Origin of the sequence: Flavobacterium sp. Root420 (genome assembly GCF_001427905.1) — a bacterium.
Taxonomy (GTDB): domain Bacteria; phylum Bacteroidota; class Bacteroidia; order Flavobacteriales; family Flavobacteriaceae; genus Flavobacterium.
The window spans coordinates 230,724-244,911 of the sequence record NZ_LMEF01000032.1 but is presented as its reverse complement, the minus strand read 5'-3'; the positions used below and the strand labels follow the sequence as shown (position 1 = coordinate 244,911).

General features: G+C 34.4%; 13 protein-coding genes, 1 tRNA gene and 2 pseudogenes. 12 read left to right on the top strand and 4 right to left on the bottom strand.

What is annotated here, in order from left to right; all coding sequences use genetic code 11:
- The first annotated feature begins 32 nt into the window (after window positions 1-32).
- The 5 genes from ASC72_RS21445 to ASC72_RS24180 all read left to right on the top strand — a co-directional run bounded on the left by ASC72_RS21445 (window position 33) and on the right by ASC72_RS24180 (window position 6,427).
- Window positions 33-566 (top strand): DUF3347 domain-containing protein, encoded by a 534-nt coding sequence (locus ASC72_RS21445; protein WP_056195774.1) that lies wholly within the window; start codon window positions 33-35, stop codon window positions 564-566.
- A gap of 1 nt (window position 567) precedes the next feature.
- Window positions 568-1,128, top strand: coding sequence for an AraC family transcriptional regulator (locus ASC72_RS21440; protein WP_056195772.1), 561 nt, complete (start codon window positions 568-570; stop codon window positions 1,126-1,128).
- A gap of 225 nt (window positions 1,129-1,353) precedes the next feature.
- Window positions 1,354-3,885 (top strand): heavy metal translocating P-type ATPase, encoded by a 2,532-nt coding sequence (locus tag ASC72_RS21435; RefSeq protein WP_056195769.1) that lies wholly within the window; start codon window positions 1,354-1,356, stop codon window positions 3,883-3,885.
- Between the two features lie 9 nt (window positions 3,886-3,894).
- Window positions 3,895-6,132, top strand: a complete 2,238-nt coding sequence (locus ASC72_RS21430; RefSeq protein ID WP_056195766.1) for a multicopper oxidase family protein — start codon at window positions 3,895-3,897, stop codon at window positions 6,130-6,132.
- Between the two features lie 133 nt (window positions 6,133-6,265).
- Window positions 6,266-6,427, top strand: a complete 162-nt coding sequence (locus tag ASC72_RS24180; protein WP_157849298.1) for a hypothetical protein — start codon at window positions 6,266-6,268, stop codon at window positions 6,425-6,427.
- 190 nt (window positions 6,428-6,617) lie between these two features.
- On the opposite strand, the gene ASC72_RS21425 is transcribed toward ASC72_RS24180, so the two are convergent.
- A complete protein-coding gene (locus ASC72_RS21425) occupies window positions 6,618-7,070 on the bottom strand; it encodes a DUF4442 domain-containing protein (protein WP_056195764.1) in 453 nt (150 codons plus the stop codon).
- 254 nt (window positions 7,071-7,324) lie between these two features.
- On the opposite strand from ASC72_RS21425, the gene ASC72_RS21420 reads away from it, so the two are divergent.
- The 5 genes from ASC72_RS21420 to ASC72_RS21400 all read left to right on the top strand — a co-directional run bounded on the left by ASC72_RS21420 (window position 7,325) and on the right by ASC72_RS21400 (window position 11,639).
- The gene (locus ASC72_RS21420; RefSeq protein ID WP_056195908.1) at window positions 7,325-7,780 is read left to right on the top strand and encodes a DUF4870 domain-containing protein; all 456 of its coding nucleotides are present in this window, start codon (window positions 7,325-7,327) and stop codon (window positions 7,778-7,780) included.
- Between the two features lie 128 nt (window positions 7,781-7,908).
- Window positions 7,909-8,241, top strand: a complete 333-nt coding sequence (locus ASC72_RS21415) for a PadR family transcriptional regulator (protein ID WP_008464689.1) — start codon at window positions 7,909-7,911, stop codon at window positions 8,239-8,241.
- Window positions 8,242-8,243: 2 nt separating this feature from the next.
- Window positions 8,244-9,977, top strand: a complete 1,734-nt coding sequence (locus tag ASC72_RS21410) for a PspC domain-containing protein (RefSeq protein WP_056195761.1) — start codon at window positions 8,244-8,246, stop codon at window positions 9,975-9,977.
- Window positions 9,978-9,981: 4 nt separating this feature from the next.
- Complete coding sequence (locus ASC72_RS21405) at window positions 9,982-10,719, top strand: head GIN domain-containing protein (protein WP_056195758.1); 738 nt, start codon at window positions 9,982-9,984, stop codon at window positions 10,717-10,719.
- An 86-nt stretch (window positions 10,720-10,805) separates the two neighbouring features.
- Window positions 10,806-11,639: a GIN domain-containing protein gene (locus tag ASC72_RS21400; protein WP_056195756.1), complete on the top strand. Its 834-nt coding sequence runs from the start codon at window positions 10,806-10,808 to the stop codon at window positions 11,637-11,639.
- Between the two features lie 158 nt (window positions 11,640-11,797).
- Here ASC72_RS21400 and ASC72_RS21395 read toward each other — a convergent pair.
- The 3 genes and pseudogenes from ASC72_RS21395 to ASC72_RS24875 all read right to left on the bottom strand — a co-directional run.
- Window positions 11,798-12,511: pseudogene (locus ASC72_RS21395) on the bottom strand (NAD(P)/FAD-dependent oxidoreductase); the annotation flags it as partial.
- A gap of 1 nt (window position 12,512) precedes the next feature.
- Window positions 12,513-12,814 (bottom strand): annotated as a pseudogene (locus ASC72_RS24670) (NAD(P)/FAD-dependent oxidoreductase); the annotation flags it as partial.
- 1 nt (window position 12,815) lies between these two features.
- Window positions 12,816-12,896 (bottom strand): hypothetical protein (locus tag ASC72_RS24875; RefSeq protein ID WP_371258475.1); only part of this gene is annotated, 81 nt, incomplete at its 3' end.
- A gap of 222 nt (window positions 12,897-13,118) precedes the next feature.
- Here ASC72_RS24875 and ASC72_RS21390 point away from each other — a divergent pair.
- Window positions 13,119-13,193: transfer RNA gene (locus ASC72_RS21390), tRNA-Pro, on the top strand.
- A 532-nt stretch (window positions 13,194-13,725) separates the two neighbouring features.
- Window positions 13,726-14,130 (top strand): septal ring lytic transglycosylase RlpA family protein, encoded by a 405-nt coding sequence (locus tag ASC72_RS21385; RefSeq protein WP_056195750.1) that lies wholly within the window; start codon window positions 13,726-13,728, stop codon window positions 14,128-14,130.
- Window positions 14,131-14,188: the final 58 nt, after the last annotated feature.

Below are 14,188 nucleotides of genomic sequence, written 5' to 3'. Positions count from 1 at the left end.
GAAATTTACAATCTCTATAAAATCATATAAAAATGAAAAAGTCAATAGCAACTATAGTATCAGTAATTACATTATTATTCTCAGCAAATTTCGTTCAGGCCAATGCATTCAAAACAGAAGCAACTACAATTGAAGATCTCAATTCAGGTCAATTACAAGCTGTTTATGATGCTTATTTTACAGTTAAAGATGCCCTTATTAAAAGTGACAGCAAATTAACTTCGGCGAAAGCCAAAGATTTAGTAACGGCAATTTCTGCTGTAAAAATGGACAAACTAAAAAGTGACGAACATACTGCCTGGATGAAAGTCATGAAAAAACTGACTGCAGATGCCAAAATCATTTCGGCAACGACAGATCTTAAAAAACAACGTGAGACTTTTAAATCACTTTCAAAAAACACTTATGATTTAATCAAAGTTTCTAAATCGGAACAAGTGGTATACAAACAATATTGCCCAATGGCAGACGCTGACTGGTTAAGCAAAGAAAAAGCAGTTAAGAATCCGTATTATGGTTCTTCAATGTTGACTTGTGGAAATGTTGTAGAAACCATCAAAAAATAATATGACGCTTTACATCAAAAACATGGTGTGTAGCAGATGCAAAATGGTTGTGAAGTCTGAGTTTGAAAAACTTGGACTTCAGACTATTTCTGTTGAATTGGGTGAAGTCGAACTACAAGAAACCATCACAGAAAATCAGAAAGAGATTTTACTTCAAAATCTGCAAACTTTAGGTTTCGACTTAATTGATGATAAAAAAAGTAAAACCATTGAGAAAATAAAGAATCTTATTGTCGATTTGGTACATCATAAAAACAATGAACTCAAGGTTAATTTATCTGATTATTTAGCCGAAAACCTTAATCAGGACTACAATTCACTGAGTAATTTATTTTCGGAAATTGAAAATACAACAATCGAAAAATATTTTATCAGCCAGAAAATAGAGAAAGTAAAAGAACTATTGATTTATAACGAACTGTCATTAAGTGAAATCGCCGACATTTTAAATTATAGTAATGTCGCCCATCTGAGTAATCAGTTTAAGAAGGTTACGGGCTTCACTCCTACTTATTTCAAACAATTAAAAGATAAAAAACGCATTCAGATAGAGAATTTGTAATTTTTTTTAACCGCAAAGTTAGCAAAGATTTACGCAAAGAACGCAAAGTTATTTAGACAAAGCTTTGCGAACTTTGCGGTTAAAAAAACTAGCATATCAAAAAACCTTTGCGCACTTTGCGTTAAATAACTTTTTGTAAATATTACAAATCATTCTCAAAATCATACAAACCGAAGTAATTATTACTTCGGAAATTTGCATTGTAATACTTTAAAAGATAAAACAATGACTCATCAATATATAATTTCAGGAATGTCGTGTGACGGATGTCGTACCAAAGTTGAAAAAACTTTGAATACCATTGACGGAATTCATGCCAATGTGACTTTAAATCCACCTTTGGCAACCATTACAATGGAAAAACATATTCCAACTGAAAAATTTCAGGAAGTTTTATCTCAGGTTGGAAAATATACAATTGAAATGGATACGCCTAAAAAAAGTAGTAATGGAGAAATGAAATCTTGTTGTTCCGGTACTAAATCAGCCAATCACGTTCATAAAAAGGAAACTCCAGCAATTCATAATCACAATACAACAGGAGTTTATTATTGCCCAATGCATTGCGAAGGTGATAAAACCTATGATAAGCCGGGAGATTGCCCGGTTTGTGGAATGGATTTAGTTCCGCAAGTTGCCATTAGCCATACACAATTTACCTGTCCAATGCATCCGGAAATCGTTTCTAACGAACCTGGTGACTGCCCTATTTGCGGAATGGATTTGGTTCCAATGCAGGCTTCTGAAAACGAAGAAAATAAAACATACACGGATTTATTGAAGAAAATGAAGATTGCGATCTTATTTACGCTTCCCATTTTTATTATTTCGATGTCTGAAATGATTCCAAACAATCCGCTTTACAATATAATGTCAATTGAAAAATGGAATTGGGTTCAGTTTTTATTTTCAATTCCGGTTATTTTTTATGCAGGATGGATGTTTTTTGTTCGTGCTTATAAATCGATTGTGACCTGGAATCTGAATATGTTCACGTTAATCGGAATAGGAACCAGTGTCGCTTTCTTATTTAGTATTGCAGGAATGTTTTTTTCGGATATTTTTCCGGCCGAATTCAAATCACATCACGGAACGATACATCTATACTTTGAAGCTGCAACAGTTATCTTAACGTTAGTTTTATTGGGACAATTGTTGGAAGCCAAAGCGCACGGACAAACCAACGGCGCAATCAAAGAATTATTAAAATTGGCCCCAACCGAAGCAACTTTAGTAGAAAACGGAAATGATAAAATAATTTCGATTCATAATATCAAAAAAGGTGATTTATTACGTGTAAAACCAGGAGAAAAAATTCCTGTTGACGGAAAAATCACAACCGGAGAAAGCAGCATTGACGAAGCCATGATTACCGGCGAACCCATTCCCGTTGATAAAAAAACGGGAGACAATGTCATTTCAGGAACTATCAACGGAACTAAATCATTTGTTATGATTGCTGAAAAAGTAGGTTCAGAAACCTTGCTTTCACAAATTATACAAATGGTAAATGATGCCAGCCGTTCGAGAGCTCCAATTCAAAAACTGGCAGATCGTGTAGCTAAATATTTTGTTCCAACAGTAGTTCTTATTTCCATTATAACCTTTATAGTCTGGGCAAAATTCGGTCCTGAACCTGCTTATATTTATGGATTAATTAATGCGATTGCCGTTCTAATTATTGCTTGTCCTTGTGCACTAGGACTCGCAACTCCTATGTCAGTTATGGTTGGTGTAGGCAAAGGAGCGCAATTTGGCATCCTGATAAAAAATGCAGAAGCCTTGGAAAGCATGAGCAAAATAGACGTTCTGATCACTGATAAAACCGGAACGATTACCGAAGGAAAACCATCTGTAGAAAAAATCTATGCGATAAATAATAATGAAGATGTTTTATTGCAAAACATTGCATCCTTAAATCAATATAGCGAACATCCTTTGGCCCAGGCCGTTGTTAACTTCGCTAAAGCTAAAAATCAGACTTTACTTGACGTTCCCGATTTTGAAGCTGTTGCCGGAAAAGGAGTTATAGGAACTGTCCATAATTCAAAAGTTGCTTTAGGAAATAAAAAACTAATGCTACAGGTTGGTGCATCAGTTTCTGAAGATCTCGAAAACAAAATTATTGCTGAACAAAATTTAGGCAAAACGGTTTCTTATATAGCAGTTGATCAGATTGTAACAGGTTATGTAACGATCACAGATGCTATCAAAGAAAATAGCACAAAAGCTATCAAAGATTTAATTGATCAGGGTGTTGAAGTGATTATGCTTACGGGCGATAACAGCAATACTGCCAAAGCGGTTGCAGATCATTTACATCTAAGTTCGTTTAAAGCTGATTGTTTGCCCGAAGATAAATTAAAAGAAATTCAGCGTTTACAGGCAGAAGGCAAAATCGTTGCTATGGCCGGCGACGGAATCAACGATGCTCCGGCTTTAGCGCAAGCGAATATTGGAATCGCTATGGGAACCGGAACGGATGTCGCCATCGAAAGTGCAAAAATAACATTGGTAAAAGGAGATTTAAACGGAATTGTAAAAGCAAAAAAGCTGAGTTATTCCGTAATGCAGAATATCAAACAGAATTTATTTTTTGCCTTTATATATAATGTTTTGGGCGTTCCAATTGCAGCAGGGATTTTATATCCTGTATTCGGAATTTTGCTTTCGCCGATGTTAGCCGCTTTAGCCATGAGCTTGAGTTCGGTTTCTGTGATTGTCAATGCATTGCGTTTGAGAAATCTAAACCTTTAAAAAAACGACATGAAACTATACACTATTATAATAGTCTTTTTGATAGCCTTTAATGTGAAGGCCCAAAAAGTAGTTCGATACGATTTACATGTTCGAGACACTATTGTAAATTTTTCAGGAAAAGAAAAACGCGCACTTACTGTGAACGGACAAATTCCGATGCCGACTCTGACTTTTACTGAAGGCGATATTGCAGAAATTTATGTCCATAACGATTTAAAAAAAGAAAATACGGCAATGCATTGGCACGGACTATTTCTTCCTAATAAAGAAGATGGTGTTCCGTATTTGACTCAAATGCCAATCGAACCAGGAAAAACTCATAAATATACTTTTCCGATTATTCAGAATGGAACTTATTGGTATCACAGCCATTCGGGACTTCAGGAGCAAATAGGTTTATACGGTCTTTTTATCATCAACAAAAAGAAAGGCGATGCTACTTTTAGAAAAGGAATTGATGACTTACCAACGATTCCGGTCATTTTAAGCGAATGGACCGATTTGAAACCAGAAAATGTTCAGCGAATGCTGCATAATGCCAACGATTGGTTTGCCATAAAAAAAGGAACAACTCAAAGTTATGCCGAAGCCATTAAGCATAGACAATTCTCAACAAAAGTGACCAACGAATGGAAACGCATGAATGCAATGGATGTGAGTGATGTTTATTATGAGAAGTTTTTAATTAACGGAAAAAATGAAGATCAGCTTTCGCAATTTAAAGCCGGCGATAAAGTCCGATTACGAATAGCAAACGGTGGCGCATCCAGTTATTTCTGGTTGACTTACGGAGGCGGAAAAATAACCGTTGTGGCCAGCGATGGAAACGATGTTGAGCCCGTAGAAGTGGATCGATTAATTATTGCTGTTTCTGAAACGTATGATGTTGTGGTTACAATTCCTGAAGATAAAAAATCCTTTGCCTTTTTGGCTACAGCCGAAGACAGAACCGGATCAGCTTCTCTGTTTCTAGGAGACGGAGTTAAACAGCCTGTTGTTCCTCTTCCCAAATTAAAATATTTCGAGGGGATGAAAATGATGAACGACATGATGAAAATGAACGGCGAGATGAATGATATGGGCATGAATATGTCGTTGAATAAAATGGATATGAATGCCGTTATGTATCCGGAGATTTCGGGAGATGACGAATCAGCAAAAATGGAAGATCATTCCGGGCATAATATGGAAGCAATGGAAATGTCTAATGATTCTACATCTATGGCTGAAATCACTACTCTGAATTATGGAATGCTGAAATCACCAACCAAAACAACGCTCCTAAAAGACGCTCCCGTAAAAGAATTAAGATTTGAATTGTCAGGAAACATGAATCGATATGTTTGGAGCCTGGACAATAAAGTGATTTCTGAAACGGATAAAATTTTAATTAAAAAAGGCGAAAACGTTCGGATTGTACTATATAATGGTTCAATGATGCGTCACCCGATGCATTTACACGGACATGATTTCAGAGTTTTGAATGAACATGGCGATTATTCTCCGCTTAAAAATGTAATCGATATTATGCCAATGGAAACCGATACGATCGAGTTTCAGGCAAATGCCGATGGCGACTGGTTTTTTCATTGTCACATCCTATATCATATGATGGCTGGAATGGGAAGAATTTTTAGTTATGAAAATTCAGCTCCGAATCCGTTGATTCATCATCCTGAAATGGCGTACAAAATGTTAAAAATGGATGATCGTATGTTTCATTTTATGGCCGAAAATGATTTTGCTACAAACGGAAATGACGGAGAAGCCATGTACAGCAATACTCGCTGGAGCATTGGAACAGAATGGCGTTTGGGTTATAACGACAAACACGGGTATGAAACCGAAACACATATTGGTAGATATATTGGCAAAATGCAATGGCTGATGCCTTTTATAGGGTTCGACTGGCGCTACCGAAAAATGGGAATGGACGAACAGGAACAAAATCTTTTCGGGCAAACCAATACAAAAGACAATCGTTCTGTTTTTAGCGCCGGACTTGAATATACTTTACCAATGCTCATAAAAGCCCAGGTTGAGGTTTATACCGACGGAAATGTGAGACTTCAGTTTGAACGAAAAGATATTCCGCTTTCGAGACGTTTGCGCATGAACTTAATGTGGAATACCGATAAGGAATATATGGCTGGATTAAAGTATGTAGCCGGCAGAAACTTCGGAATTACAACGCATTATGACAGTGATATGGGAATTGGTTTTGGAGTGAATCTGAATTATTAGACCTCTGTTACCTATTTGCTTTTCAATGACATATTATTATAAAAACATTAACAAATTGTAAGAATCAACTCTATCAAATGTTGGTATATTTGATGCACCAAAAGCAATTTTCTAACACAATAAATTATATCAAATGACAAAAGTAATTACCTTCTTAACTGCCGCTGTATTTTCAATTGGAGTAACTGCACAAGAAACAAAGCCGGTTCAAAAAGAAAAAGCAAAAAAAGAATCCTGCTGTAAAAAAACGTCAACAGATAAAAAAGACAAAAAATCTTGTTGCGTTAAAAAATAAATGAAATTCTTATTTCAACAAAAAAGACCTCAAGTAATAGACTGCACCCAAAAAGTTAGACACTATTTGGGGGCATTTTTATGTTTTGTTTTGCCACTAATTTCACTAATTATTTTGTTTAAAAAATTCGTGCTAATTCGTAAAATTGCTTCGCCCGTTCGCTGTCGCTCGGGTCGTGGCAAACATTAAATTATTTCAATCGAACACTCCATTCAAAGTCCATTTCAGAGACCTGAATTCCTTCTTCATTTGTTCCAATCGATTTCATCCAGAAAGTTTGCCCCTCGCCTGTTGCAATTGTTCTTTGAATTGCATCGGCAATTAAATCTCCGTCGTTACATACGAAAGTTATTCTCCCTGTTGCTTTCTTGGTAAAGTTTCCTTTATTGTTTGCTACCAACATCGAGATTTTTCTTCCGCTTTCCTGAATTTGAGAAATCACCAAAGCCCCGGTTGTTAATTCGGCTGCCATAGCCTGAACCGCAAAATACATCGAATTAAAAGGATTCTGATTAATCCATCTATGTTTAACGCTTACTATGCATCTGTCTTTATCAATTGCTTTGACACGTACACCACAGATATATGCTGAAGGTAATTTGAAAAGCACAAATTTATTGAGTTTGGAAACTGATACTGCCATGTGATTTATTTTTTATGTAAAAATACAAAAAAACTATGCACGCACAATAAATTAAGTTTACTTTCCTAAAGCATCAATAAAACAAGGCAGTACGAATGATTTTCAATACATTATTATTCTTTTAAAAATTTCAACTTTGTTAAAATTATGTTAATATTTGGTACTATGCAAAACAAGATACTGTCTTTTAACCATATATTTGCATAAGAAATTACTATATACTTTTAATCATGGAAACATCAACACCACTCATCATGGAAAAAACATCAGAAAAGAACACAGCAACGTTCACACATTTAAGTACTTTAACACAGTACATCGTTCCGCTTGGAAACTATATTTTCCCGATTTTAATCTGGTCAAGTTATAAAGACAAGTCGGAGTTTGTAAACCATCATGGAAAACAAACCTTGAACTTTCAATTAAGTTTATTGCTTTACACTTTGGTTTTGGCTTTAATCGCCATTCCGGTTTTTGTAACGGTTTTTCTTCAAAATCTTCCAATGGAGGCTGTTTTTAACGACGAAGATTTCGTTATCAGAAATTTCGATTTTCAAGGTAACATCGGATTACTTACTATAGGTGGAACGGCAGTCGTACTTTTTGGATTACTAAAATTTGTTGAATTCTTTTTAGTGATTTATGCTTCAATAAAAGCCTCAAACGGAGAATATTACAAATACCCGTTAACGATTCCTTTTATAAAGTAATCCTCAAAAAGGTTAAAAGTTATAAGTTATACGATTTAATTCTAACAGAATAAATTCGAAATCAATCATCAATCATCATCATCAATCAAAAAACGAATTGTTCAATCTAAAAAAAACAAAATGAAATTATGAACATTGAAAACACAAAAGCACAGATGCGCAAAGGTGTTCTTGAGTTTTGCATCTTATCGGTATTAAAAGAAAAAGACGCATACACATCAGAAATATTAGACACTTTAAAAAACGCAAAATTACTAGTTGTAGAGGGAACAGTTTATCCACTTTTAACTAGGCTGAAAAACGACGGTTTGCTAAATTATCGTTGGGAAGAATCGACCTCAGGGCCGCCACGAAAATATTACGGATTAACCGAGATAGGACAAACTTTTTTAAACGAACTTAGCGGCACCTGGACAGAATTATCTGACGCCGTAAATCTAATCACCAATCAAAATCAATAGTCATGAACAAAACAGTAAATATTAACTTAGGAGGTATGTTTTTCCACATCGATGAAGATGCATACTTAAAATTAACCCGCTATTTTGACGCCATAAAGCGATCGCTAAACAGCTCATCTGGACAAGACGAGATTATTAAAGATATCGAAATGCGTGTTTCTGAATTATTAACAGAAAAACAAAAAAGCGAGAAACATGTTGTGGGATTGAAAGATGTTGATGAAGTGATTGCAGTTATGGGACAACCTGAGGATTACATCATCGAAGATGAAGAAAAATCAAATCAGTCTTTTAACGATTACGGAACAAGAAAACATAAAAAATTATACCGTGACAAAGAAAAAGGTATGATTGGCGGAGTTGCAACAGGTTTAGGACATTATTTTGGAATTGACGCTGTCTGGATCAAAATCATATTTTTAGTATTTGTTTTTGCAGGTTTTGGAACCGGAATTTTAGCTTATTTCGTTCTTTGGATTGTAACTCCGGAAGCCGTTACAACTTCAGAAAAATTAGAAATGACTGGGGAGCCGGTAACCATTTCAAACATCGAAAAAAAAGTACGTGAAGAAATTGAGTCATTGTCTGACAGATTTAAAAATGCAGATTATGATGCTATGGGAAACCAGGTAAAGTCGGGAGCTGAGAGAATAAGTAGTTCATTTGGAGACTTTATCATTACGGTTTTTAAAATCTTCGCAAAATTTTTAGGCGTAATTTTAATCATGGCAGGTCTTAGTACTTTGATATTATTATTAATTGGAGTATTTACTTTAGGAACAAATATCTTTATCGATTTTCCTTGGCAAAATTTTGTTGAAGCCGGAAACTTTACACAATATCCTATTTGGTCATTTGGTTTATTGATGTTCTTTGCAGTTGGAATTCCGTTTTTCTTTTTGACCCTTTTAGGTTTCAAATTGTTATCGCCAAACTTAAAGTCTATTGGCAATATTACAAAATACACTTTGTTGGCTATCTGGATTATCGCTATTGCAATTGCAATTAGCATTGGAATCAAACAAGCTACCGAAATTTCTTATGACGGTAAAACGGTAGAGAAAAAAGCAATCAATATCAATCCGAAAGATACACTTTATGTAAAATTCAGATACAATGATTACTACGCAAAAGATTTGAATCACCATAGAGAGTTTGAGTTTGTACAAGATTCTGCTAATCATCAGTTAATTTATTCTACAGATGTACGTTTACATGTTTTACATACTGATGAGCAGGCTCCATATTTACAAATTGAAAGAAGCGCCAGAGGAAATTCATTTGCAAGTGCTAAACAAAGAGCAGAAAAAATCAATTATACTATTGAGGTTAACGGAAATCATTTAATTTTGGATAATTATTTTCTTACAGACATAAAAAATAAGTTTAGAGGTCAGGAAGTTGATGTATATTTGTACTTGCCGGAAGGTCAATTATTTAAACCAGATGCATCTGTACAAGATTACGATGATTCTGAGAATGACTTTTTCAACTTGCATTTTAGTGGTAATTACAATTATAAAGTTGAAGGTTCTAAAATTAAATGTCTGAATTGTCCAGCAGATGAAAATGATCATGACGATGTAGACTACGACAGTAATGATACCACCAGGATTGACAACGATACTGTAAAAGAAGTTTCAATTAAAATAAACGGAAAAGAAGTTTTAAACGGAAAAAAAACTAACGGAAAGCTAACCACTGATAAAAACGGAGTTATAATCAAAATAAACTAAAGCCATGATAAAAATAATCATTCATATTACGAAATTCATTATTGCCACTGTTACTGCATTATTGTTCGCTTCATGTAATTTTAACAACATGAAATCGATAGAAGGAAGTGGAAATGTTACGACTGAAAAACGAATTGTTCAGGGAGATTTTAAAAAAGTATCAGTAAGTAATGCTATTGATGTTGTAATCGAACAATCAGATAAAACGGAAATTATTGTTGAAGCTGATGACAATTTGCAAAAAGAAATTAAAACGACTGTTGAAAACGGAACACTTGTAATTCGTTGTGAATTTACTTCTTTCCATAATGTTACTAAGAAAAAAGTAATCGTGAAAATGCCGGTTATTGAAGAATTAGAAGCTTCAAGTGCTTCTACTATAACTAGTAACAATGTTATTCAGTCTACTAAAATTAAATTAGATGCTTCAAGTGCAGCTACTATGAATGTAAATGTAGAATCTGATGAAATTAATCTTGATACAGACAGTGCAGGTTCTATTACAATTGAAGGAAAGGCATTAAAAGTAAAATCTTCAGCATCAAGCGCTGCAAATATAGAAGCTGAAAAATTATTAGCTAATGAAATTGAAGCTGATGCCAATAGCGGAGCAAGCATAAATATTCACCCAATCGTGAGTTTGAAAGCCAATGCCAACAGCGGCGGAAGCATCAATTATGAGGGTTCTCCTAAAACAATCGAAAAAACTGAAAATTCTGGAGGAAGCATCAGTCAGGGATAAACCTAATTTATCTGTTAAATATAAAAGAAATCATTCATCAAAAGTGGATGATTTTTTTATATTTGTCAAAATCAAATCTAGAATTAATGAAAAAAAGTACAACCCTACTCCTATTATTATTAGTCACGACAATAACTTTTGCCCAAAAAAGAGAAAAAATAAAAGGAACTAAAGTCGTTACGACCTCAATAAAAGAATCAGGAAATTTTGACGCTCTTGAAGTTGATGACAATATTGAAGTTTATTTAGAGCGTGGAGAAAAAAACGAAATTAAAATTGAAGCCGATGATAATTTGCATGATATTATCGGAATGGATTTAAGAGACAAAACCCTTCGTTTATATACGGCAAAAGAAAGTACTATTTTCAAAAAACTTGCTGTACATGTTACTTACACAAATACTTTTAACAAAGTTATTACAAAAAACGAAGCTGTTGTTTATGCGATTCAGGAACTTCAGTTGGATGATATTACTTTTAACAGTTTCGATTTTTCAAAATTATTTTTAAATGTAAATGCCAAAAAATTCAGTTTAATTGCTGATGATAAATCAAAATCAGAAATAAACTTAAAAGCAGACGAAGCTGTACTTCAATTGAGCAAAAGTTCGACTATAAAATCATTGGTATCAGCAACTAAGTTCAAATGTGATTTATATCAAAAAGCCAATGCAACCCTTGAAGGAATTGCAGAGAAAGCAACTATTCGCTTAGATAATAATTCGACTTTCACCGGAACTAAATTTACTTTGAAAGATGCCAATATTACTGCTGAAGGATATTCAGCAGGAAGTATTTTAGTTGAAACAACACTAACATTAGCGGCAGGAGACAAAACAGAAGTTTCACTTTTTGGAAGCCCTGCAATCACGCTTAGTCGTTTTTCTGAAGAAGCTAAATTGATTAAGAAGATTAAATAAAAGTTTCAGGTTTTCTTTGTTTCAGGTTTCAAGTTGTTGGAACGTAAAAAAATGAAAAAGTCCCAATCATTATATTTGATTGGGACTTTTTATAAGCTTCATATTCACATTTCTATTAACTTGAAACCTGAAACAAAGAAAACCTGAAACAAATTTATTTACTCTTTAGATGCTAAATATCTCTCTGCATCAAGAGCCGCCATACAACCTGTTCCGGCAGCCGTGATTGCCTGACGGTATACATGATCTGCAGCGTCTCCGGCTACAAAAACACCATCAACATTTGTTTTAGATGTTCCCGGAGTATTTATAATATAACCTGTTTCATCAAGAGTAATGTAATCTTTAAAGATATCTGTGTTTGGCTTATGACCAATGGCTACGAAAAATCCAGTTGCAGGAATTTCAATAACTTCAGCAGTAGTTTTATTCAACGCTTTTATAGCATGAACAACATTATTATCTCCTAAAACTTCAAGAGTATCATGGTTCATTAAAATCTCGATATTCTCTGTTTTGCGAACGCGTTCTTCCATAATTTTTGAAGCTCTGAATTTTTCGCTTCTTACCAACATCGTTACTTTTTTACAAAGTTTAGATAAATAGTGCGCTTCTTCACAAGCAGAATCTCCTGCTCCAACAATCACAACTTCCTGATTACGGTAGAAAAATCCGTCGCAAACAGCACAAGCAGAAACTCCTCCACCCATATTTAAATAATGTTGTTCTGATTGTAACCCTAAATATTTAGCCGAAGCACCTGTTGAAATAATAACCGTTTCACAGTGCAATTCGATGCTATCGTTAATCCAAACTTTATGAATATCTCCTGAAAAATCAACCTTAGTAGCCCAGCCATCACGAATATCTGCNGAAGCACCTGTTGAAATAATAACCGTTTCACAGTGCAATTCGATGCTATCGTTAATCCAAACTTTATGAATATCTCCTGAAAAATCAACCTTAGTAGCCCAGCCATCACGAATATCTGCACCAAAACGTTTTGCCTGATCTTGTAACTGAATCATCATTTCTGGTCCTGTTACTCCATCAACATAACCCGGAAAGTTCTCTACTTCATTTGTAGTTGTCAACTGACCGCCTGGCTGCATTCCCTGATATAAAACCGGATTCATATTTGCTCTGGCAGCATAAATTGCAGCAGTATAACCTGCNTTCATTTGTAGTTGTCAACTGACCGCCTGGCTGCATTCCCTGATATAAAACCGGATTCATATTTGCTCTGGCAGCATAAATTGCAGCAGTATAACCTGCGGGACCAGAACCTATAATAAGGCATTTAATTTTTTCGATTGTATCTGACATAATTCGTGTAGTTTTTTTGTGATGCAAATGTAAACTTTATTATAAAAAATTACCATCAAATTAAATCCTAAATAACTATCTCAAAATAAGTTTTATTTATTTTGAGATTTTCCTTTTGTAAACAAAATTTATTACTATATTTGCATCCGCTTACGGGGTGTAGCGTAGCCCGGTTATCGCGCCTGCTTTGGGAGCAGGAGGCCGCAGGTTCGAATCCTGCCACCCCGACAAAAGTCTTTTCATTTTTTTGAAAAGACTTTTTTTTGCTTTAAACTAAAATAGAAAACATACTAAGCATAGCCCAGGTATGGATCAATACGAAAACCTGTGGAGTAACAAAAATTACGGATCAGGTGTAAAAAGTTTAGCATTAGGCAAAAGATTAGATAATCTGAAAAGGAAGAAACATAGCCCGTGGTTTCAACCACGGGGATACGGATTATCGCGTCCCGATTGAAATCGGGAAGACCGCAGATTCGAATCCTGCCACCTCGGCAAAAGTCTTTTCATTTTTTTTGAAAAGACTTTTTTTTGCTTTAAATTCAAAAAACATCAACATTAATCAAACCTTTAAAATTTTAATTCTGACCTGCGGTTTTGAATCATAGGATACTGATAGCAATACTATTATATTTCAACATTAGTAGGTCAATTCAAATTTTTCCCCCAATAAAAATCTTTCTTTAGCATAAATATAACCTGATCGATTTGGTTATTTTTTTAAAATGGGCTTTTTTTGCACCCAATAGAAAATTTTTAAATGAAAAAAATAGCACTCTATCTAATTTTAATTATTTCCACGTTCGCTTTTGCACAAAAAAAATCAGTTTCTAAAGAACCAAAGAGAGAAACTGAAAAATATACCTTATACAAAACTCACGCACACGCTTCTTATTACAATGATAAATTTAACGGAAAGAGAACTGCAAGCGGAAAAAGATTCAATAATAATAAATTTACTGCTGCCCATAAGAAATTTGCTTTTGGCACAAAACTAAAAATCACAAACGAACGAAATAATAAATCTGTTATTGTAGAAGTTATCGACAGAGGCCCTTTCAGCAAAAAAAGAGACATTGATCTTACTAAAAAAGCTTTTATGAAAATTGCCTCAAACAAAGGAAGCGGCTCAATGAATGTAAAAATTGAAATTTTAAAAAATTAAAAAACTTGATTTAACACGAAATTGCTTTTTTTTGATCAGAGTATCTTTTGAACTTAAA